The organism is Streptococcus equi subsp. zooepidemicus, from assembly GCF_015689395.1.
In the GTDB taxonomy this organism is placed as follows: domain Bacteria; phylum Bacillota; class Bacilli; order Lactobacillales; family Streptococcaceae; genus Streptococcus; species Streptococcus equi.
In genome coordinates this window covers 961,949-982,263 of sequence record NZ_CP065054.1, presented here as the reverse complement: position 1 = coordinate 982,263, position 20,315 = coordinate 961,949, and the positions used below count along the sequence as shown (strand labels likewise).

Below are 20,315 nucleotides of genomic sequence, written 5' to 3'. Positions count from 1 at the left end.
ATATAAGGCTGAAAAGCCTCTACTTCGTTAGCAGGTATTAAAAGAAAGACAAGTTAGCTCCTTTTCAATCAATTAGTGATCGCTAAAGATAGCTCAAATACTCCTGACAAAACGTCATGACTGTCTTATCTAGCTAGATTAGCTAACATAAGGCAGTAAAAAATAGACTTAGAAGGTCTCTAAGTCTACAGTTGATTTCTCTTATTTGCCAAGCTTTGCCTTAGCAGCATCAGCGAGGGCTGTAAAAGCTGCCGCATCATTCACCGCTAAATCAGCAAGCATTTTACGGTTAACTTCGATTTCAGCAAGCTTCAAGCCATGCATCAATTGTGAATATGACAAGCCGTTCATACGAGCAGCTGCATTGATACGTGTGATCCATAGCTTACGGAAGTCACGTTTTTTCTGACGACGGTCACGATAAGCATAGTAATAAGAATTCATGACCTGCTCTTTTGCAGTACGGAACAAGATATGCTTTGCTCCATAATAACCTTTAGCTAATTTTAAAATACGTTTACGACGTTTGCGTGATACAACGCCACCTTTAACACGTGCCATTAATATTCTCCTTCAAATAACTCTTATAATTCTAGTAAATACCTGTTACGACCTCAATCTTAAAGGCCAGTAACCATTGCTTTAATACGCTTGAAATCTCCTGCATGCACCATACCTGCTTTACGAAGATGACGGCGTTGCTTTTTAGTTTTTCCATGGAAACGGTGTGATGTAAAGGCGCGGAAGCGTTTCAAACCGCCTGAACCTGTACGTTTAAAACGTTTAGCTGATGCGCGGTGTGTTTTTTGTTTTGGCATTGTAATATTCTCCTCTTAACATATAATGTAACATGACAATTACTTCTTGTCTGAAATTGGTGCAAGCTGCATAAACATTTGGCGACCATCCATTTTTGCTCTTTGCTCAATAATAGCAATATCTTGAGTTGCCTCAGCAAAATCAGCCAGTACCTTAGCACCAATCTCCTTGTGAGTAATCATACGTCCTTTAAAACGGATAGAAACCTTAACCTTATTTCCCTTTTCAAGGAACTTACGACCATTACGAAGCTTTGTTTCAAAGTCACCCTTGTCGATAACTGGGCTAAGACGTACTTCCTTTACAGTTACAACGCTTTGCTTTTTGCGTTGCTCCTTTTGCTTTTTTTGATACTCAAATTTGAACTTTCCATAGTCCATAAGCTTGGCAACAGGAGGAACAGCTTGCGGCTGGATTAAAACCAAATCTACATTTGCAGCATCAGCTAAAGACTGAGCTTCAGATAATGGTTTAATGCCTAATTGTTCACCTTCAAGACCAACGAGACGAACTTCGCGAACACGAATCTCATCATTAATGAATAGATCTTTTTTAGCTATGATCTTCACCTCTTTATTTTTTTAGAGAAAAACGAAAGCGGACTTAATGAACCAAGCCCGCACACATAATATCCCGTAGGAATTTGACATGTAGGGCCAGACAACCTAGGTCGCAAGGCGAGAAGCTCTCACTTCTGCTTTTCTCATTATTGACATTCTAACAAATAAATCATGCCATGTCAATTATTTTTTCTGCTTTTTCCTGAATAAATTGGACAACAGCTGAAATCGTGATACCGGTAGTATCAAAGATAATCGCGTCATCTGCCGCCTTTAGCGGCGAAACTTGACGATGACTGTCCTTATAATCGCGTGCTGCAATCTCAGTCTTCAAGGTATCAAAATCAGTTGCAATCCCCTTTTCAATATTTTCCTGATAACGACGCTGCGCTCTTTCTTCAACAGAAGCAATCAAAAAAATCTTCAACTCAGCATCAGGCAGCACAACCGTTCCGATATCACGACCGTCCATGATAATAGCACCAGTCCTAGCAATTCGTCGCTGCTGCTTTACCAACTCTTCTCGAATCTCTGGCAAGGCAGACACCCAAGAAACATTATTAGTGACATCATTTTGCCTGATTGCCATTGTCACATCTTGGTCTCCAAGAAAAACCAACTGTGAACCATCAGCTGCTTTTTTAAAAGAAATCGGACGCTCTGCCAATTCTTGCAGGATTAGATTGACATCTTCTTTGTGATAACCATTTTTTAATGCGATATAAGTCGCTGAGCGATACATGGCACCAGTATCTAAATAGGTGTAGCCAAGATTTTTGGCAATAATCTTGGCTACCGTACTTTTCCCACTTGAGGCTGGTCCATCAATCGCAATTCTAATTGCTTTCATCTTTTCCTCTTTAACTATTTGATATTGACCTCGTCACCTGGATTGGCATACCAGTAGCCTTGGGTCATGTGATCTGGGTTTAGGGCTTGTAATTGCTCAACAGAAATACCAGCACGAGCCGCAATAGATGTTGCTCCTTCCCCTGCTAAGACTGTAATTGTCTTTCCTGCTGCCTCTGTGGAAGGTGCTGTTTCAGTCTTAGAAGGGCTTGTTGTATCACTAGCTGCTGAAGTACTAGAGCTCACTTTTGGTTTTGCTTTTGTCTTAGCTTTTGATTTCGAGCTGGTCTTCTTTGCTGTTTCTTTCTGAGTTGATGCCCCGTAAAATCCTGTTGTCTCATTTTGCTTGTTACTGCCGCTATTTGATGTATAGAAGAAAATAAAAAGTATGGCAACAATAATGACAAAGAAAACACTTAACAAGGCAGTCAACCAAGGTGTACTAATGAGTGCCCCTCTTGATCTTCTTGTTCTTGTTGTCTTATTGTCATCAACAATTTTTTCTTCCCATGGTTCTTTAGCCATGATTCTTCCCCCTTGTTAATTTAACAAAATCATATTAGAATAATACCTATGAAAGTATCTATCCTTCCAGAAAAATGCATTGCTTGTGGTCTTTGCCAGACCTACTCTGCTCTTTTTGACTATCATGATGATGGTATCGTCAAATTGGCTCAGTCTGATGAGCCAAGTCAGCTTATAGATCCTAATGATCATGATGCCATTTTAGCAGTAAAATCCTGCCCTACTAAAGCCCTTACCCTCGAGTAAGAGGCTTTTTTTCGTATTGGTAGGCTTCAAAATAATCCAGCTTGATGAAGTTATCTAGTAATATAACCTCTCCCTTAAAATAAGGATTAATCGCTAGATCATCTAAAAAATATTTTTTAGGCCACTTTCTCATGTAAAAAAGGTAACTCTTATCACCAACAAATAGACAAACTGTCGACTTAGTAACCTCAATTTTAGTAATTGAGGCAATCATCAGTCTGTGCGGAGCAAATAGCTTTAAAGATACAATTTTCAAGACACCATTATTCTCAATTACAAAATAACGGTGCAGGCCAAGTCCCACTAGTACAGCAAATAAAGCAAACAAGACAAAAACACGACTCGGTATTTCTGTTCTCTCGTACAACAAGGACAGACCAATAAAAATAGGCGCAACAGCAATTGACCAATAAATAATAGACCAAGACAGCTCTGGCTGCCAGTGATACCTTACTTTACCGAATAATTTAATCATGCTTTTCCATCACCTCTAATCCGTTCTGAGCATTTTGGGTGATGTTAAGCTTTTTGGACAATGCCAAGAATCACATCAACTGCCTTTTCCATCGTTTGCAGACTTACAAATTCAAACCTGCCATGCATATTTTCACCACCTGCAAAAATATTTGGCGTTGGAATTCCCATAAAGGAAATCTTTGAGCCATCAGTACCACCACGAATCGGCTCGATAACTGGCTTAATAGCTAGGTCCTCCATAACAGCCTTAGCTAGATTCACAGGTGTCATGTCCTTTTCAATCACCTTTTTCATGTTGTAGTACTGATCCGTCACTGTTACAAATACACGCTCTGCTCCAAGCTGAGTATTCATCTCCTCAGCTAGCTGTGTTACAAAGGCCTTTCTAGCTTCAAAGGAACTATCCTCAAAATCACGAATAATATAAGAGGCCTGTGCTTCTTCTACGGTACCAGACATGCTGCATAAGTGATAAAAGCCTTGATAGCCGTCCGTTTTTTCAGGACGATCGTCAATTGGTAATTGACTATGGAAATCCATTGCCAGCTGCAGGGCGTTAATCATCTGATTTTTAGCTGTACCAGGGTGAACGTTGCGGCCTAACACCTTGAGCTCTAGGGCTGCTGCGCTAAAGGTTTCATATTGTAGCTCGCCAAGCGGACCTCCATCAATAGTATAGGCAAAGTCAACATCAAAAGCATTAACATCAAACTTATCTGCACCAACACCAATTTCTTCATCAGGTCCAAAGGCAACCTTAATATCGCAATGCTCAATCTGAGGGTTGGCAACAAGAAACTCAATAGCCGTCATGATTTCTGCAATTCCAGATTTATCGTCAGCTCCCAAAAGGGTTGTGCCATCAGTTGTAATCAGGGTCTGTCCCAAATATTGGTTGAGATTTGGAAAATCCTCTGGACATAAAGAATAGCCTGACTGACCAAGCTTAATCTCCCCACCCTGGTAGCTCTCGATAATCTGAGGGGCTACTCCTTCTGCATTAAAATCAGCAGTATCCATATGCGCAATAAAACCAATTTTCCGAGTCAATTTGCTGCTGTTAGCTGGTAAGCTTCCAATGAGATAACCATTAGCTGGATTGTAATGAATGTCCTGTAGGCCAATAGCTTCCATCTCTGGCTTTAGCACTGTTAGAGCAAAGTCAGCTTGACTCTTGGTGCTTGGAGTTGTAGTGCTTGCTGGATTGCTCCTTGTGTTGATTTTTACATAATTCAGAAATCGTTCTAATAAAGTTTCGTATGTCATAGACCACCTCGATAAGTTTTCGTTACTATTATAGCATAAAAGGACCTAAAATACTTGCCTAAGCTTAGTTTTTTACAGTGCTTTATCTGTTCTGTTACAGTTGTGTTCTCATAAAAAGACAGCTGCCAAGAAAGCTCTTGGCAGCCTTAATGATTCATCAGCTCATGCCTTATTCCTCATAACCATTTGGGTGCTTGCTTTGCCATCTCCAAGTATCTGTACACATTCTTTCTAAGCCATACTCAGCAGTCCAGTTAAGCTCTTTTTTAGCCTTGGTAGCATCAGCATAGCAGGCTGCGATGTCTCCTTGACGCCTTGGCAATATCTTGTAAGGAATAGCCCTGCCAACCACCTGAGAAAAGGCTTCGATAATATCTAGCACAGAATAGCCTGTACCTGTTCCTAAATTATAAATAGACAGACTTGGCTCTTCAGCAAGCTTTGCAAGCGCAGCGACATGACCCCTAGCCAGATCAACAACATGGATATAATCTCTAACGCCAGTGCCGTCCTTGGTCTCATAATCATCACCAAAAACGCCAACACAATCTAGCTTACCAACAGCTACCTGAGAAACATAAGGCAATAGGTTGTTAGGTATGCCCTTAGGATCCTCTCCTAAATCACCGGACGCATGAGCACCAATAGGATTAAAATACCTCAACAATACAATATGCCACTCATTATCTGATGCATAGAGGTCCCTGAAGATTTCCTCTAGCATCAGCTTTGTTCTACCGTAAGGGTTGGTCACTGACAGTGGAAAGGTTTCTAAAATAGGAACGGTATGCGGATCTCCATAGACCGTCGCTGAGGAGCTAAAAATGATATTTTTACAGTTAAAGGCTGTCATTACCTTTAGCAGGGTCAATGTTCCAGAGATATTATTGTCGTAGTAATCAAGTGGAATCCTGCTTGACTCTCCAACAGCTTTTAGCCCTGCAAAGTGAATGACACTCACAATAGGATGCTTACTGAAAATATCTGTTAGCAGCTGTTGATCGCGAATATCTCCCTGATAAAAGGTCACTTCTCTTCCAGCTATCGAAGCAACAGCAGCTAGGCTTTTAGGATTTGAATTGCACAAATTATCAATCACAACAACGTCATAGCCAGCAGCTAGCAGCTCAACACAGGTGTGTGACCCGATATAGCCTGCACCACCAGTAACTAAAATACTTCCTAACATTGATTATATACCTGACTTTCTAATAATTACTAATATTATAACTGATTACTCCCAAAAAGTATATCTATCATTTCATTTTAAAGAAATCAGGATAGGCATTAATGTAGCCCTTGCCTTCAATAAGATCATATTCTAACAGCTTTAAGTCAGAGGCCACCTGCTTTTGAGCAGCAGTTAGCTGGCTGTCATCACTATTTCTGGTATCCAAGACATCTGTCAAAAGAGCGTAGTAAGGAGACACCTTGGAATCCGTATGCTCTAGCAATAAAGAGGTAAAATCACTGGAATTAACACGAGGTCTAGCCAATTTGTTGGTCTGATGATTGCTCCAGATGAAATAATCTGTTAAATATTTGACCTCCTCATCATTCTTAAAGACCTGATCTGGATAAAAGCCAGGTAAATGATCACCATAAAACACAACTGTAATAGGCTTGTCAACCTTTTCCAGTGCTGATAAAAAGGCCTTTGTTGACTTGTCGGTAATGCTTAATAAATTCACATAGCTTTGCAGGCTATCCGTCTCAGACTGGTCCAGTCCTGCTAGGCTAACATCAACATCTCTTAGCTCTGTGTACCAAGGGCCATGATTTTGCATGGTAATCACTGAAAAGAATTGACTTCTTTTGGGGTTGAGCTGGTCTAAAATATTGTCATAGGTTGACTCATCACTATAGCTTGAGCTCATTCGTATCAAGTGCTTTGGCTTATCAGCTGAATCCTCTGTGGCAATGAAGGTATCAAATCCCAATTTGTTGTAAACGATTTTCCGAGAGTAATTGTTGGCGCTTGCAAGGTGCAAAGCAATCCTATCCTTAGGCGAAAAGGCATTACTAATGGCAGGCGAAAACTTCAACTTAGGAAAGACATCAGAATACAAAATCGAAACTGTTGGATTGAGGTTATATTTTGGTAGGCCAAATAGGCTTTGAAACTCCATATTAGCTGTACCGCCGCCATAGCCATCAGAGGTCATTAGACCACTCGTTGTGGTTTCCATGATATGATGGATCTCTGCAATAGGATCCTTGGCCAATTGAACCCCAGAAATCCTAGCTGGGTCAGCAAAGCTCTCACTCAGTATATAAATCACTGTTTGATCAGAAATACGCTGATGCCTTTGCTTATTGATATCAGCAGCTCTAGCTTGATATTTCTGATAAATCTTTTGCATAGCGCTCTTGCTATAGCCTGAAGGCTGATTAATGGTGCTGGTGGTAACCTGCTTGAACCAAACAAAGCTCAAGGATTGAAACCTTGCATTGGTTGTAAGACCATACCAGTCAATATCAAAGACATTGTAGACTGATGACAGAACTGGAATACCTTTTTTGATTTCACCATCTTTATTTTGGCTAAATACAAAAAGGATAGAGGCAAATACCAAAAGGATAGAGCCTATTGACATCAGTCTAAGATAAAGCGCTGATAGGATCTTTTCTCTAAAGTATCTTTTATACAAAACATAGATCAGTAGACCTGACAAGACTAGTATCAAAATAATACTAATGATTTGAGTCAGACTAATGTAATTCAAGAAAAACTTAATCTCTTTGATCCACTTCAAATCTGAGAATAATAAGGGCTCACTTCGCTGCTTGTATTTTTCAATATTAACAATACTGATTAAAGCTCCGATCACCGTATTGACAAATAAAGCAATGATATAGTTGTTAATGAGCAAAAACACCAGCGCAAAAAAGAGGGTCAGGACAAGCACCTGAAACAGGGTTGCACCTGGAATAATCACTGCCCCATGAAAATCACCATATGCTGTGATCCCAGCCTGGATATAGTAATTAAAGATGATCCCTAAAAATAAGCTGGTCACTAGAGCTAATCTAAGACCCCATCGCTTGCTCAAGGCCCCAATAAAGGCTGTGACAATGAGGTAATAAACCACAAACGTCAGCATATAAGAGCAAAAGCTATACTTAAAGAGATTCAGGCTAACAAGGTTTGACTGACTATCTAAAGGCCAATAATCATTTTGCTTAATCACAGTCTTAAATAAAGAGCTGTTCAGCGTTAAGACTGAAAAAGCCTGACTAAGTAAAATGACTTGGATTCCTCTGTTTGATTGGTAGTCCTTCTTTAACAGGTATTTTTTTAAGAGAACCCCTAAAATAAGCAGGCTGACTAAAGCTGCCAGACTTAGCAGCATTTCCTGAATCGTACGATTACTGATGGTAAACCTGCTGTTGTTTTTATTGATGGCTAAGGTGATATAGCTATTAGCAACAGCATAGTAGCTACTGACAGCTACAGAAACAATAAGCAGCTTTGAGGAGGCATGCTTGATCAGCAAACATGCCATTCCAGCTATTAACACTAAGACAAGCCACGAACCATAAGCTCCCTTATTTAACGTGTTTTTGCTTACCACAAAAATAGATAAATAAAGAGATGAAAGGCTAAATAATATCATATCAAGCATTTCTAGATCAACTAACTGGCGAGCTTTTGAAATTATCTTCGTTATTATAATGGTCACACCCTTTCCTAACTGCTAAAAGCTAGACATTACTCTCTGACTCAGAAGCGATTACCTCTGTTACTAATTGACGAACAGTGACCTCCCAGGTAAAGCCTGAAAGCACCTGCTGATGAATGGCTTCTTGCAGGTCACACCGTTTTTCTTTGTGCTCAATCAAATGATCCAACTGCCTTTTAATATCAGAGACTGTATCATCAATGATGATTCCCTGTGACGGGCTCGTTATCACTTCCTTGACACCACCTCTATCTGTTGCTAATACAGCACATTTCAACATACCTGCCTCTAATACAGCTGTCGGAAGCCCTTCAGCATAGATGGACGGATTCACAAAAATATCAGACTGGGACAACAAAGACATGGTCTCAGCAAAATTCAGCTTGCCTGTAAAAATGATAGACTGATCCTCTTTATAGCTGTCTCTTAGCGAGGCAAGCAAGGGACCATCTCCAGCAACCACCAAGACAGCCCTGTCCTTATGTGTCAGCTGCTCAAAAGCCTCCAGCAGCAAAAGAATCCCCTTTTCCTTGATCACTCGACCTGCAAAGGTAATAATGACCTTATCCTGCAAAGCTGGTAAATAAGCCTTTGACTTAAAGACCTCATAAAGATCAGAATCAACTGAATTGTAGATGACGCCCTTGGCTTTTATTCCAAAGGTCTTGAGCCATGCCATACTGCGCTTAGACACCGCATAAAAGTCAGGCTGATAGGCTTTGACAAAAAAGGTAATCACATGCTCATAGACTTTAGCAAACAAATCTAGTAGCTGGTGACCTTTAACATTTTCGCCCACCTGAACATAGCCACCACCATGCTCGATCACAATACTAGGGAGGGCTTTTCTTTTGGCTAGCTTCAAGCCCATGAGGCTTGTCAAATAAAATCGTGTATTGCAGATCACAAAATCAATGCTTTCTTCCATCAGCTCTGCCAGCATGCTATGATACAGATCATTCTTATCTAAAATCGGATAGCGCTGCTTAAATAGCTGCTTTGAAGGAAATCGGTAATAAGTAATGGCTTGATCTCTTTCAATAGGGCTCAGCTGGTGGCTGTTGCTGGTTACAATGATGATACGGTAGCCTAGGCTCACTAATTGTTGCGCTATTTTTTCTGTATACCGCTCTACTCCTCCTAGATGAGGGCTTGTAAAGCCGCTAAAAATGGCTATTGTTTTCAAAGCTTTTCCCTTCTTATGTATAATATTGCAGCATTGTTCGAGTAATCATACCTAGGATCAATAGCAGCGAGCCAATAAGAACCTGTTTATTACTTAATAGGCCTTGGGCCTTTTCAAGGTATTTGTTATTAGAGGCCAGCAAGACCAACACTAAAGGGATCACACCCAAAAAGTACCTATCTTGAACCCCTAGCACATTAAGGTCTCCAACTGGCGTAAAGGTCAAATAAAGGCTAAAGGTAATACCGCCTATTATTCCTAAAGACATCAAGCCCATACCAAAGCGAGATAAGGCCGGTAGCTGAAGTTTGTTGGCATTAGTGATGACAACAGCAAAATAATAAACCATGCTAATTGGCATAAGCTCTACCATACCGTATGATAAAGGACCAAACATGTAAATCCCTGAAGGATTAAGGATATGAGCCAGCGTGTGTCTTAGCAACATAAAGCCATACACTATAGGGTGTCTTAAGACAGTCAGCAGCTGCTCTTTAGCATTGACCTTCTGGAGAAAGTCAGCCATATCTACCTGAGGTGACTTGATTTGGCCATATATCTTTAACCAAAAAACAGTCACAGCGAGCACTGTCAGAATTGACAACAGCTTTAGCAGAAACGTGCGAGAGACTTTTGCTCCAAATTGACGGGAAGGGATAAAAAGCAGTAAAAAAATCAATAAAATATAAGGCAGCTTAGTAAAGGTAATGATTGAGCACAGCAGGGTATACCAAAAGAGCTTGGATAAGGGAATCTTCTCAGTTGTAGCCATCTGAACAAATAAAGAAATCGTCAGAATAATCAATCCAATAGAGACACAATCCTGATTATAGGAACCAGCAAGATAGATATTCATTGGAAGGAGACTCCCCACAGCAAGCAGCTGCTTTCCTGCTGTCAGCAAGCTCAGGGCAAGATAGACCAAAATGGCATAGGCAAGAACATTACAAAGCCTCCCTAAAAGATAAGACAAGCCCATGGTCAAGCCTAAGCTCTTTCCAATAAACAGGCCTATTGCCTGTGGTATGTAAGCAAAGTTATAATAGCCATTTGTTGAGCGAATTTCCTTAAATGAAATGTCCTCATCTGTATGATCCCTGCTCCACAGCTGAAAGCGTAAGGGCTTGCCATTGTTGTGGTCCATGAGATTAATGTCATCAGTCACCAGCAGCTTTGAGTCATCATTGGTTAAATTAAGATTTCCCTCAGATAGGTATAAAGCTCTTGCAAAGTGAACCCTCTCATCAGGAATATCATTGATCGGTGAGATGAAGGCAGAGACAGAGCCCATAACCACAATAATAAGCACTGTCGCATATTCGATATTTGAAGGTAAAAAGATAATCAAAAGCACAGCAATTGCAACTAATATCACTAAAAATTTAATGGGTAAATCCGTTGATTGCGTATATAAAAGCAGCAAAACAAGAAAGGCACCAAGCAAAACAAGCAAAGCTTTACTAGCCCTTTTCAATTTGTCAAATAAGGTATCTAACATATCCTATTTCCTTTTTTCCATAATGTACAAGCCATATGACAATAGCAGCCAAATCAGCATTGAGATCACAAAACCATAGGTAACTCCAATCACCCCAAAGCTTCTAGCCAAAGAACCAGTGATGGCTAGTGAGGAGATAAAGGACACAACATAAGGTATCACAAGCAAGTGCTGCTTTCTGATAATGGTAATCAAATTATCAATATAAGTGGCAAAGGTGCTGATAATCCCTCCAAAAATAAGAAGCATAAAATCAAGCTGGTAATGCCTTAAATCAATACCATAAACAAGCGATAGCACCGGCAGCCCCACAAAATAGCTAGCAAGCAAGATAGCTAGGCTTGCTAATAGCAGCACTAGACTGAGACGACGCTCTAATTGTGCAAAGCTCTTCTTGTCCTCTTTTGAATGGTAAATGGCCAGCTGAGTGATCATAGGCCTTAAAAACAAGAAAATCAGGTTAATCATAAAAATAGGCATAAACAAAATATTAAATTCTGTTTGAACACCGACTGGGATCAGCTGCTTTGAGTAAAGCTGCTCCAAAACAAACTTGGGCTGGTTGTAGATATAAATGAGTAAAAAACCATTTAAAAAGAGGGGAAAGCTCTCCTTCAATAACCCTAAGATGCTTTGAGCATCAATACGACGCTCAAGGCTCGTAAAGGAAACTGAAGGGGTTATGTCAAATAGCACAATACAAGCCACTGAAATAAGACATATCACGATCAAAGACAGGACTAGCTGCTTGGTCAGAACCAGACAGAGCGTAAAGCCAAGAATCACCAGCATATTTCGATAAAACAAGGATTTGCCTGCAATATCTAAGCGCTCTCTTTGTTGAAACATTCCTTGGAACACATCAGAAATGGCATCTGTGCAGCGATACAAGCAAATCAGCCAAATCACTAGCCCCTTAAATCCACTGTAGTGCCCCCAATAAATATAGAGCACTGAAATGGCTATCATCAAGAAACAGGTGACTAGTCTTGTATAAAAATAGTCTTTGAAGTGGTACTTATGTAATATATCCGTTGATTGGAAGTTTCTAACCTGAAATAAGCCAATGGTAATCAGCTGATTTCCAATAGCATAGGCAAAGCTAAAGGTATCTGAAGCTGATTTAGATAAGACCCGAGACACAATCATCAGTAAAATCACTGATATTAGTGCTGTCGAGCTGGTTCCCAACACATTCCAAATAAAAATCGACTGATCCGATTGAATCCTACTGCTGGTTTTCATCTTGTTCTTGCTTTTCCTTTTCATTAAGGGCTAAATACTGAATCATTTTTTTAAGCTTAATCTCCGTCCGAGACAATTTTTGGGTGATAAAAAATTGGTTGATGATAAGTAAAAAAATGATTGATAGAAAAACAAAATTTGCCGGTGATTCAAAGCCTAGCAGCCTTGAAAAATAAACCGCAGCATTTGGAAACAGTGACAGCAAAAGCACTATCAAAGAGAAAAAGAGCCAAAAAAAGCTATCTTCAATTAAAATTTTGGATCTGCGAATGCTGTCTAGTATAAACATGGCTGTTAATAATGCAACAATGATCAAAATCAGCTGTAACCCAATAAACATCCTCTTACCTCTTTCTAAAGTTTTGAATTAAAATAATTGAGATAAACATGTGAACCATGTATTTAATAGATCTAGAAAGAGTGAGGTAGCTTTGACCAGCCAGCCTATCATTCATTTGCACCTGAACCTCACTCACCCTATAGCCTTGTCGGATAAGATAGGAGATCGTATCAGGCTCTGGAGTATAGTTAATATTAGTTGCAAAAATCCTGATCAGCTCCTGATTAAACATTCTCATACCAGAGGTCGGATCGGTAATACGCTTTCCGGTGGTTAGCTTGATAAAAAAGCTAATAAGGCTATTGCCCATCATTCTCAAGGATCTATTCTTTTCAGCACTGACAAACCTTGATCCAATGACACAATCAGCACCGGCCTTGATTGAATCACTCAAAGCCTCAATATACTCTGGCAAGTGCTGACCATCTGCATCAAACTGGAGTGCTTTGGCATAGCCCTTTTTAAAGGCGTACTTAAAGCCCGTCTGAATAGCACCAGATAAGCCAAGATTTTCCGGCAAATCAATGATATTGTAATGGTTATGATGACATATCTCTGATGTCCGATCCGAAGAGCCATCATTGATAATCACATAATCATATTGAGGAAAATGTCTTTTGATATTTTCCACTACTTTTTCAATCGACTCTTCTTCGTTATATGCTGGAATCATTACCAATAAGTCTTTTTTCATATCGTCAAGTATTCTCTCTATTCATTCGTCTAAACGCGTCTTTTTAGCAATCGCTTTATGATATAACGGATAGCCTTAGCTGGCCCGATCACAATATATTTTAAGGCTCCTTTTATACCTCCCATATAGTCAAAATCGACATAGGTGTGTGGCACACTGCCTTCACGCAGGTTTAAGAGCTTATTATCAATAAATGGTGTTAATAGCTTTTCATTTCTTGAGATTCTAAAATCATAGTGTCTATCCCAAGCAATATAAATTAAGAGACGTTCAATGGCATGCAGGATCGAATTTTGAGGCAGAGGCTCTGCTGGAATATCAGCCTCACTTAGGTCTAAGTCAAACAAGGGCTTTAAGGCATCGTATTTAAACCAAACAAAAGTGCCATAGCTCATGACAAAGGTATCCATCGTCTGAAAATCAATACTTTTTGTAAGCCCCATTGCCTGCCAAAGCTGATTCATTTCAGGGGCAATAAGGTGCTCATTCCAAGCGTCAACAATTTTATTAAAACGGAAAAAACTTGGAATATCTGCTATCACAATACCGATGGCATCAGCAGCCAGTGTTGTTAGGATTTGGTCAGCCGGCTTCACCATCATATCAATCAATTCAGTACGCCAGGATTGCCCCGCCCAAAAGTCTGCTTCCTTTGATTTTTTGGTATGAAAATGCCCAATATAATCATATTGAGACAATCGTTCCTTTAATGTCAGCATTGGCAAGACATCTCGACCGATATTTCCTGTCACCAATATGTCAGCACTTGCCCCGCTTTCTCGTAGAATTCCTTTAATCTCAGCCTTTTTAGCCTTGCTATCGGTCGTTATGAGCAAGTCATAATCAAAATGAAAATGGCTAAATGCTTCTAGAAACTCTGACAGTAAATCAGCATAAAAAACATGAAGATGAACAGCAATTTTCTTGCTTGGAGCAATGCTTATCGGCTGATTGGACAGGTATTTATGCGCTAGAAGATACTTAGCATCTGGTAGGTGGACCTGCGACATGTGATCCACAATCAAGCTGGCAGGGTATGACGTTTTTTGGTCAATAAAATCCAAAAGGTAAGGAGCAATGTGCTGGTTAGCGTCAATAGCCTTAACCTTGATAAAGGGCACATGGTGCTTTAAGATGGCTGTCGGATTGTAATAAGAGAAATCCGCATGCAGCATAGAGGACGAGTCCTCCTTGGTCGTATCAAATACCGTCTTGTATCGAAAGCCAGCCTCCACAAAGACAGTGGTTATTCTGGTTTCATAATTGTGGATCACATCTTGAACGTCTGTTAGCTCAACGATATTTTCCCAAAACTGCCTAAATTCCTTACTATGAACGAGGGATTTTTTGAAGCTGATAAAATAGCTCTGAATATGCTCTTTAAAGGCCTTGGTCGCTCGATTGTTGGTCATGCCCCAGAAATCAACTGCTTCATCTGCTTCATATTTGAGATAATAAGGCTCCATATCCCAAAGCGGACCAAAGCAGGTATCGTTCATAATCGTGATTGAGTCAAAATCAACAAGGTGCTCACAGCCTAAGGCCTTCATACCATCATGCCAAGCTGCAAAATCATAGCCTTTATTGTGTCGTTGAATAAACTGATCCATCAAATGCCGCTGTTCAAGCTGCTCAAGGTCCTCTTGATGGATATCACTATTTGAAATTAAGACAATCTTTGAAAACAAGGCTCTCATCTGTTCGAGCTGGTAATAAACATGATCGCTTACCTTATGATATTTATTGAAATGCACATACAATAAAATACGCTTCATTTTTTCCTCCTAAAAAGCTCAAGCAGCTTTGATAGGTACCTCCAACGACGTGAGGTAACCACACAATTGTATTGATGGGTTAGCGCTTCAACCTCTTGCCTTTGATGATCAAGCTGCTGCTGTAGCTGATCTATCTTCTCTGCCTGTAGAGCCTCCTGATCTGCAAGCGTCTGTCGTAATTGATGAATGGTATGACTTAATTGATGAATCCGAATTTCATTTTTAGCGTCCTGCTTTAGTAATGCTTTTGCAATAGCTTCCATATTGGCTGTAGGGTATTTAGACAAATAGGACAGCTGGGTCTCCAACAAGCCTTGAATACGGCCCAGCATTTTTTCCTCTGCTGCCGGCCTTGAATCTGAATTATCCGTCATTCGATAAACAGTGGTCGAATCCTTCAAATAGGCTAGAGAGGTTGACTGAAACAGCTCTAATTGTATGTCAAAAGTGTCGTCTGACGTCTCCAAATCAATGCGTTGATTAACTGCCCTCATCAGCTCAGTCTCCACTAGCCAGGTTGACGACATGGTCATTCCCTTTAAAGCAAGCATTTTCTCATAGGTATCTGTTAAGGGAGTAAAGCCACTTTCAAAGGCATTGCCCTGAATAAGCTTACCGTCAGTATCTACAAAATCAAAGTCAGTATTAGACCATTTTGAATCTGGTGAGCTATCCAGCAAATCAACCTGCTTTTGTAGCTTGAGAGTATCAGTCCAATAGTCATCACCATCACATCTGGCAATATACTGTCCCTTTGCCTCCAAACAAGCCTTGACCCAGGTTCTTGCAATCCCAAGATTTACCTCATTAACGATGAGCCGAATGCTATCTGGAAAGCTCGCTTGATAGTCCATGAGGATCTGTCTGGAATGGTCTGTTGAAGCGTCATCAATGACAATAATCTCAACGTCAAAGGTTGTCTGTTGGGCTAAAAAGCTGTCTAAGGCCTCTGCGATCCAAGGTCCTTTATTATAATTGGTGCAAATAATGGAAACTTTTTTCATATGATGCTTTCTAATGACGATTATTGATTAATGAGCCAGCTGCCATTTCTTTGATATAAGCCGCTGGCTGAGTCCAAAGCAGATAGGTCATCTGGAGCAATATCATGTCGTTGAAGCACGATTAGTGGAGAATGATTAGCTGCTGAAAAAAGCAGCATTTGCCCATTTTGATCGCGAACGGTCACCTCAAGCTTTAATTTGATATCATTTAGCTGTGAGAGCTGACACTGGTAGGATATATTCTTGTGGCCAGGACCACTTGTCGGTTGATCCTGTGAATTGTCATTGTATACCCAAATATTGCGGTCAATATCAGTCAATGAAAAGGCAACATAGGTAGGCTCGTCCTTTAAGACATGATAGGAAATCTCAAAGGAAATGGGCTCATCTGGACTAAGGCTTGGCTTAGAGGTCAATCTCACCTCTAGCTGGCTTGCCAAATCAGACACAGGCTCAGCAACAGCTCCTTGCTCAGCATTTTTCAATTCAGTATTATCAACACTGTATTGGTTAGCGACATCAAAGGGCTCACCATAAGCCTTGACAAGGCCATTTTCGATGAGAACTGCGCGATTGCAGTATTTTTTGACAGCACCCATATCATGGGTCACTAGTATAGTAGTCTTGCCACTCTCCTTGCGCTCCATGAAGTAGTCATTGCATTTTCGCTGAAAGGCCTCATCACCAACAGCTAACACCTCATCAAGAATCAGCACATCTCCCTGTGCCTTGATAGCGACAGAAAAAGCAAGACGAACCTGCATGCCTGAGGAATAATTTTTTAATTTTTGATTCATGAAATCATGCAGCTCAGCAAAGTCAACGATATCATCATACATATCGTCAACCTCTTCTGTGGTAAAGCCCAGCATCGCGCCATTCATGTAGACATTTTCACGCCCAGTCAACTCAGGATTAAAGCCAACACCAAGCTCGATGAAGGACACCATTTTCCCTTCAACTGTGACCTGTCCTTTTTCTGGAACATAAATTTGAGAAATAATTTTTAATAAGGTTGATTTTCCAGAGCCATTTCGTCCAACGATGCCAAAAAAATCACCCTTATACACGTCAAAGCTAATATCCCTTAGCACATGCTGCTCGGTATAGCCCTTAATGCCTTTAAATCGGTTAACAAGAGCAGTACGAAAGCTCTTGGTTGCCTCTGTTGGCAGCTTAAAGGACTTACTGACATGATCAACTGTTACTGCAATTTCTTTATTAGCCATTAGATAATCTCCGCAAACTTCTTAGCATTTTTATTAAACACTGCTACCCCAAGTGCTAATAGGACAAATGGAATGAGGTAAGGAATGATGATATAGCACCAATTTGTAGACATTTGCCAAATCGTTACATTCGCTCTGTCAATCAGCAGATACCGCAAGTCTTGAATAATCTGTGCTAAAGGATTAAGCATCAATATCTTGGCAGCAAGAGGGTGTCGGTCAAACACAAAGGTAATCGGGTAGATGATGGGGGTCACGTACATACCTGCCTGCAATAGAACCTCCCAAACCTGAGCCAAATCACGATAATAAACAAAGACGGTGGAAAGCATCAAGGCCACACCAACTGTAAGAACAGCCAGCTCAACAAAGAGTGGTAAGGCCAGATAAGCGTGAGGAGATAAAGTAACTCCATTGATAGCTGCAAAAACCAAAACCACTAATAGGTTGATTGAAAAGTTAATCAATGCTCCTAAAACTGCTGAAAAAACGATAGTATGCTTTGAAAAATTCAATTTTCTAAGCAGGTCTCCTCGCGATACAATAGAGACCATTCCCATACTGGTTGCTTCTGAGAAAAAGGACCAAATCACATTAGCAAGTAAGAGAGCAACCGGAAAATGAGGAACGTCACCACCAGTTCGCAAAAACCTGATAAACACCAAATACATGATGGTAAACATCATCAAAGGCTTTAAGATAGACCACAAATAACCAATAGCACTGCCCTGATACCTTAGTTTAAAGTCTGTTTTAACAAGCTCTTTCAAAAGAATACGATTCTTTTTACTCAATAATTCCATTATTCTTTTCTCCTATAGCCAAATTTGGTCATTATCAATGCCATAAAAACAAGGGTATGAAAGGCACGATTTTTCCGAAAGCCATAAGCCTTTAAATCAGATAGACGCTGATAGAAAGGCTTATCCAAAAGTCCGACGTAAGCCTCAATCAGTCTTCTGTCAGTCGGCTTTAGCTGCAAGTCCAGCAATTGTCTTGCTTGATGTTGACTAGAAACAATAAGCCACCAATACTTCTCTATGAGCTTATGGGGCTTACGCCACTGCTTCAGTCGCTTAGACCAGGTTCTTGCCCCTAAAACATTAGCATCATGCTGACGATAGAGCTCTGTTGCCACATCTAGATAAACAAGCTCTCCCTGCGCTGCTGCAATCAAGGCTAAATACCAGTCGTGCATCACTACATGCTCACAGCTCAGCCACTGCTTTGCTAAGGCATGATTAATCATCATGGTGCCGCCTGTAACGGTGTTTTCAGTCAACTCCTGAACGAGCTGAGTATTGGCATGATGTGATTGTGTTTGGATCATGCTCTCATGACATACTTCTAAGTCTTGATTGACCACCTTTAGGTCTGTGTAGACCAGTAAAGGCTCACTTACCTTGTGCTTTTGCGCTTCTGCCAGAGTGAACTCTAATTTATTGTCTAACCACACATCATCTTGGTCACTGAAAAAATAAATATCTGCCTTTTCATACGTTAAAAGGGTGTAAAAGCTTTGAATCACACCGAGGTTTTCTTGGACATCAGCATTAATCAAGCGAATTCGCGGATCATTTTTAGCAAAAGCCTGAATGATGGCAAGCGTTTTATCAGTAGACCCATCATCTCTGACCAATAAGGTCCAATCCTGAACCGTCTGCCTTTGAATGCTTTGCATTTGCTCTGCTAAAAACCGCGCCCCGTTGTAGGTAGACATTAAAATATTAATCTTCATCTAAAAATAAGGCCTCATACTCTCCTACAATTTTCTCCCAGGTATATTCTTTGGCAATGATTTGCTTAGCTTTTTCTCCCAAATCAGCAAACGATTCCTTTTGATCAACCCTGTTGATCAGTCCAGTAAGGCTGCCCTTTTCTTTTGTCCAATAAAGGGCTGCTGTTTTAGCAACCGATTGGTTAAAGGTCACTCCCAAAACCAAATTAAGCTGGGTATGGGCTAGGGCCTCCAAAAGACCTGGATTGGTACCTCCAACCTCATGCCCATGAATATAAGCAAAAGCATGCTCACGAATATAAGCTAAAAGCTGCTTGTCATATTGTGTTCCAATAAATTTTACACGCGCGTCCTTATCACAGCCAGTTGCACTAACCAGCCGCTCAAAATAAGGATTTTTGTCATGGTTGCAAATAATAACCAAATCCCGCTGAGTAGATGATGCCATAAACTCTCTAATGGCTGTTTCATAGTTGTTTTCAGGAACAAAGCGCCCCAAAATCAAATAGTATTGGTTTTCTGTTATCTCAAATGTTTGAAAGTAAGTTCTGACTTTTTCATCTGATGTAGACAAACAAGACCGCCCTATTTCTGTCCCATAGGCAATAAAAGTCGTTTTTGCCCAAGGATAAGACTTTTTGATGTAGGCTTCAATGCCAATATTATCTGAGATGACCAAATCAGCATGCTTTGTCATTTGCTTTTCAGCGTATTTCAGGTATTGCTGAACAGGCTTAGACCACTTGGAACGCTTCCATTCCAGCCCATCAGGATTAATCAACAAACGCCCACCACGCTGGTGAATCTGCTTTGCAAAGGGGGCAATAAAGCCTCCAATGGTATTGCCTAGAACATAAAAAATAGGCTTTTGAATATGATACCTATCAATATAAGCTAAAGCGTGACTAATAGCCATCATATCATAAGCAATCACTCTAGCTGGACCGAGCTTAGGAGGATTGATATAAAAACAATCTGCTCCCTTGTACACAAAATGCTCCTTGTGCTTGCTATCGCTCAAGCAGGCAATATGATAGGTAATGCTTTTGTTGGTCTGATTAGTGACTAATTCTTCAACAAAGGTCTCAAAACCACCATACTTTGCTGGTAACCCGCGACTTCCAATGATGAAAACATCCTGCATAGCACACTGCCCCATTCTAAAATATAATTAGTAGTAT

General features: G+C 40.4%; 21 protein-coding genes and 1 other annotated feature. Of the genes, 1 reads left to right on the top strand and 20 read right to left on the bottom strand.

Annotation, left to right across the window (positions count from 1 at the left end; all coding sequences use genetic code 11):
* Positions 1-201 precede the first annotated feature (201 nt).
* The 5 genes from rplT to I2432_RS04575 form a co-directional block, all read right to left on the bottom strand.
* Positions 202-561, bottom strand: coding sequence for a 50S ribosomal protein L20 (gene rplT / locus I2432_RS04595; RefSeq protein ID WP_000124834.1), 360 nt, complete (start codon positions 559-561; stop codon positions 202-204).
* A gap of 59 nt (positions 562-620) precedes the next feature.
* Positions 621-818 (bottom strand): 50S ribosomal protein L35, encoded by a 198-nt coding sequence (rpmI, locus tag I2432_RS04590; RefSeq protein ID WP_012515490.1) that lies wholly within the window; start codon positions 816-818, stop codon positions 621-623.
* Positions 819-857: 39 nt separating this feature from the next.
* Positions 858-1,388 carry a translation initiation factor IF-3 gene (gene infC / locus I2432_RS04585; RefSeq protein ID WP_012515489.1) on the bottom strand — a complete coding sequence of 177 codons (531 nt, stop codon included), beginning with the start codon at positions 1,386-1,388 and terminating at the stop codon, positions 858-860.
* Positions 1,389-1,402: 14 nt separating this feature from the next.
* Positions 1,403-1,525, bottom strand: a sequence feature (ribosomal protein L20 leader region).
* A gap of 23 nt (positions 1,526-1,548) precedes the next feature.
* Positions 1,549-2,229 carry a (d)CMP kinase gene (gene cmk / locus I2432_RS04580; RefSeq protein ID WP_012515488.1) on the bottom strand — a complete coding sequence of 227 codons (681 nt, stop codon included), beginning with the start codon at positions 2,227-2,229 and terminating at the stop codon, positions 1,549-1,551.
* 14 nt (positions 2,230-2,243) lie between these two features.
* On the bottom strand, positions 2,244-2,753 hold the full coding sequence (locus I2432_RS04575; protein WP_042670543.1) for an SAG1386/EF1546 family surface-associated protein: 510 nt from the start codon (positions 2,751-2,753) through the stop codon (positions 2,244-2,246).
* A gap of 48 nt (positions 2,754-2,801) precedes the next feature.
* Here I2432_RS04575 and I2432_RS04570 point away from each other — a divergent pair, with 48 nt between their 5' ends.
* The gene (locus I2432_RS04570) at positions 2,802-2,999 is read left to right on the top strand and encodes a ferredoxin (RefSeq protein ID WP_206159033.1); all 198 of its coding nucleotides are present in this window, start codon (positions 2,802-2,804) and stop codon (positions 2,997-2,999) included.
* On the opposite strand, the gene I2432_RS04565 is transcribed toward I2432_RS04570, so the two are convergent.
* The 15 genes from I2432_RS04565 to cps2T form a co-directional block, all read right to left on the bottom strand.
* Positions 2,986-3,474, bottom strand: coding sequence for an EbsA family protein (locus I2432_RS04565; protein ID WP_012678063.1), 489 nt, complete (start codon positions 3,472-3,474; stop codon positions 2,986-2,988). The genes I2432_RS04570 and I2432_RS04565 overlap by 14 nt on opposite strands.
* A 44-nt stretch (positions 3,475-3,518) precedes the next feature.
* Positions 3,519-4,742 carry a peptidase T gene (gene pepT / locus I2432_RS04560; protein WP_206159032.1) on the bottom strand — a complete coding sequence of 408 codons (1,224 nt, stop codon included), beginning with the start codon at positions 4,740-4,742 and terminating at the stop codon, positions 3,519-3,521.
* A gap of 169 nt (positions 4,743-4,911) precedes the next feature.
* The gene (galE, locus tag I2432_RS04555) at positions 4,912-5,931 is read right to left on the bottom strand and encodes a UDP-glucose 4-epimerase GalE (protein WP_115250875.1); all 1,020 of its coding nucleotides are present in this window, start codon (positions 5,929-5,931) and stop codon (positions 4,912-4,914) included.
* A 67-nt stretch (positions 5,932-5,998) separates the two neighbouring features.
* Positions 5,999-8,359, bottom strand: coding sequence for an LTA synthase family protein (locus I2432_RS04550; protein ID WP_282957534.1), 2,361 nt, complete (start codon positions 8,357-8,359; stop codon positions 5,999-6,001).
* Positions 8,360-8,447: 88 nt separating this feature from the next.
* The gene (locus I2432_RS04545) at positions 8,448-9,611 is read right to left on the bottom strand and encodes a glycosyltransferase family 4 protein (protein ID WP_206159031.1); all 1,164 of its coding nucleotides are present in this window, start codon (positions 9,609-9,611) and stop codon (positions 8,448-8,450) included.
* Between the two features lie 13 nt (positions 9,612-9,624).
* Complete coding sequence (locus I2432_RS04540) at positions 9,625-11,109, bottom strand: DUF2142 domain-containing protein (protein ID WP_206159030.1); 1,485 nt, start codon at positions 11,107-11,109, stop codon at positions 9,625-9,627.
* A 3-nt stretch (positions 11,110-11,112) separates the two neighbouring features.
* Complete coding sequence (locus tag I2432_RS04535) at positions 11,113-12,354, bottom strand: lipopolysaccharide biosynthesis protein (RefSeq protein WP_206159029.1); 1,242 nt, start codon at positions 12,352-12,354, stop codon at positions 11,113-11,115.
* Positions 12,338-12,694: a DUF2304 domain-containing protein gene (locus I2432_RS04530; protein WP_014622762.1), complete on the bottom strand. Its 357-nt coding sequence runs from the start codon at positions 12,692-12,694 to the stop codon at positions 12,338-12,340. The genes I2432_RS04535 and I2432_RS04530 overlap by 17 nt, the downstream gene beginning before the upstream one ends.
* A 4-nt stretch (positions 12,695-12,698) precedes the next feature.
* Positions 12,699-13,388: a glycosyltransferase family 2 protein gene (locus I2432_RS04525; RefSeq protein WP_012515476.1), complete on the bottom strand. Its 690-nt coding sequence runs from the start codon at positions 13,386-13,388 to the stop codon at positions 12,699-12,701.
* A gap of 29 nt (positions 13,389-13,417) precedes the next feature.
* A complete protein-coding gene (locus tag I2432_RS04520) occupies positions 13,418-15,163 on the bottom strand; it encodes a rhamnan synthesis F family protein (protein WP_206159028.1) in 1,746 nt (581 codons plus the stop codon).
* On the bottom strand, positions 15,160-16,167 hold the full coding sequence (locus I2432_RS04515; RefSeq protein WP_206159027.1) for a glycosyltransferase family 2 protein: 1,008 nt from the start codon (positions 16,165-16,167) through the stop codon (positions 15,160-15,162). The genes I2432_RS04520 and I2432_RS04515 overlap by 4 nt, the downstream gene beginning before the upstream one ends.
* A gap of 20 nt (positions 16,168-16,187) precedes the next feature.
* Positions 16,188-17,396 carry an ABC transporter ATP-binding protein gene (locus I2432_RS04510; RefSeq protein ID WP_206159026.1) on the bottom strand — a complete coding sequence of 403 codons (1,209 nt, stop codon included), beginning with the start codon at positions 17,394-17,396 and terminating at the stop codon, positions 16,188-16,190.
* The gene (locus tag I2432_RS04505; RefSeq protein WP_012678074.1) at positions 17,396-18,199 is read right to left on the bottom strand and encodes an ABC transporter permease; all 804 of its coding nucleotides are present in this window, start codon (positions 18,197-18,199) and stop codon (positions 17,396-17,398) included. The genes I2432_RS04510 and I2432_RS04505 overlap by 1 nt, the downstream gene beginning before the upstream one ends.
* A complete protein-coding gene (locus I2432_RS04500) occupies positions 18,199-19,134 on the bottom strand; it encodes a glycosyltransferase family 2 protein (protein WP_206159025.1) in 936 nt (311 codons plus the stop codon). Before I2432_RS04500 ends, I2432_RS04505 begins: the two co-directional genes overlap by 1 nt.
* Positions 19,124-20,278 carry a beta 1-4 rhamnosyltransferase Cps2T gene (cps2T, locus tag I2432_RS04495; RefSeq protein WP_165622540.1) on the bottom strand — a complete coding sequence of 385 codons (1,155 nt, stop codon included), beginning with the start codon at positions 20,276-20,278 and terminating at the stop codon, positions 19,124-19,126. The genes I2432_RS04500 and cps2T overlap by 11 nt, the downstream gene beginning before the upstream one ends.
* Between the last annotated feature and the right edge of the window lie 37 nt (positions 20,279-20,315).

What these genes read in the sequence shown, in the direction of transcription:
- rplT (WP_000124834.1), bottom strand. Translation starts at nt 561, where the DNA reads ATGGCACGTGTTAAAGGTGGCGTTGTATCACGCAAACGTCGTAAACGT.
- rpmI (WP_012515490.1), bottom strand. Translation starts at nt 818, where the DNA reads ATGCCAAAACAAAAAACACACCGCGCATCAGCTAAACGTTTTAAACGT.
- cmk (WP_012515488.1), bottom strand. Translation starts at nt 2,229, where the DNA reads ATGAAAGCAATTAGAATTGCGATTGATGGACCAGCCTCAAGTGGGAAA.
- I2432_RS04575 (WP_042670543.1), bottom strand. Translation starts at nt 2,753, where the DNA reads ATGGCTAAAGAACCATGGGAAGAAAAAATTGTTGATGACAATAAGACA.
- I2432_RS04570 (WP_206159033.1), top strand. Translation starts at nt 2,802, where the DNA reads ATGAAAGTATCTATCCTTCCAGAAAAATGCATTGCTTGTGGTCTTTGC.
- I2432_RS04565 (WP_012678063.1), bottom strand. Translation starts at nt 3,474, where the DNA reads ATGATTAAATTATTCGGTAAAGTAAGGTATCACTGGCAGCCAGAGCTG.
- pepT (WP_206159032.1), bottom strand. Translation starts at nt 4,742, where the DNA reads ATGACATACGAAACTTTATTAGAACGATTTCTGAATTATGTAAAAATC.
- galE (WP_115250875.1), bottom strand. Translation starts at nt 5,931, where the DNA reads ATGTTAGGAAGTATTTTAGTTACTGGTGGTGCAGGCTATATCGGGTCA.
- I2432_RS04550 (WP_282957534.1), bottom strand. Translation starts at nt 8,359, where the DNA reads ATGATATTATTTAGCCTTTCATCTCTTTATTTATCTATTTTTGTGGTA.
- I2432_RS04540 (WP_206159030.1), bottom strand. Translation starts at nt 11,109, where the DNA reads ATGTTAGATACCTTATTTGACAAATTGAAAAGGGCTAGTAAAGCTTTG.
- I2432_RS04535 (WP_206159029.1), bottom strand. Translation starts at nt 12,354, where the DNA reads ATGAAAACCAGCAGTAGGATTCAATCGGATCAGTCGATTTTTATTTGG.
- I2432_RS04530 (WP_014622762.1), bottom strand. Translation starts at nt 12,694, where the DNA reads ATGTTTATTGGGTTACAGCTGATTTTGATCATTGTTGCATTATTAACA.
- I2432_RS04525 (WP_012515476.1), bottom strand. Translation starts at nt 13,388, where the DNA reads ATGAAAAAAGACTTATTGGTAATGATTCCAGCATATAACGAAGAAGAG.
- I2432_RS04520 (WP_206159028.1), bottom strand. Translation starts at nt 15,163, where the DNA reads ATGAAGCGTATTTTATTGTATGTGCATTTCAATAAATATCATAAGGTA.
- I2432_RS04515 (WP_206159027.1), bottom strand. Translation starts at nt 16,167, where the DNA reads ATGAAAAAAGTTTCCATTATTTGCACCAATTATAATAAAGGACCTTGG.
- I2432_RS04510 (WP_206159026.1), bottom strand. Translation starts at nt 17,396, where the DNA reads ATGGCTAATAAAGAAATTGCAGTAACAGTTGATCATGTCAGTAAGTCC.
- I2432_RS04505 (WP_012678074.1), bottom strand. Translation starts at nt 18,199, where the DNA reads ATGGAATTATTGAGTAAAAAGAATCGTATTCTTTTGAAAGAGCTTGTT.
- I2432_RS04500 (WP_206159025.1), bottom strand. Translation starts at nt 19,134, where the DNA reads ATGAAGATTAATATTTTAATGTCTACCTACAACGGGGCGCGGTTTTTA.
- cps2T (WP_165622540.1), bottom strand. Translation starts at nt 20,278, where the DNA reads ATGCAGGATGTTTTCATCATTGGAAGTCGCGGGTTACCAGCAAAGTAT.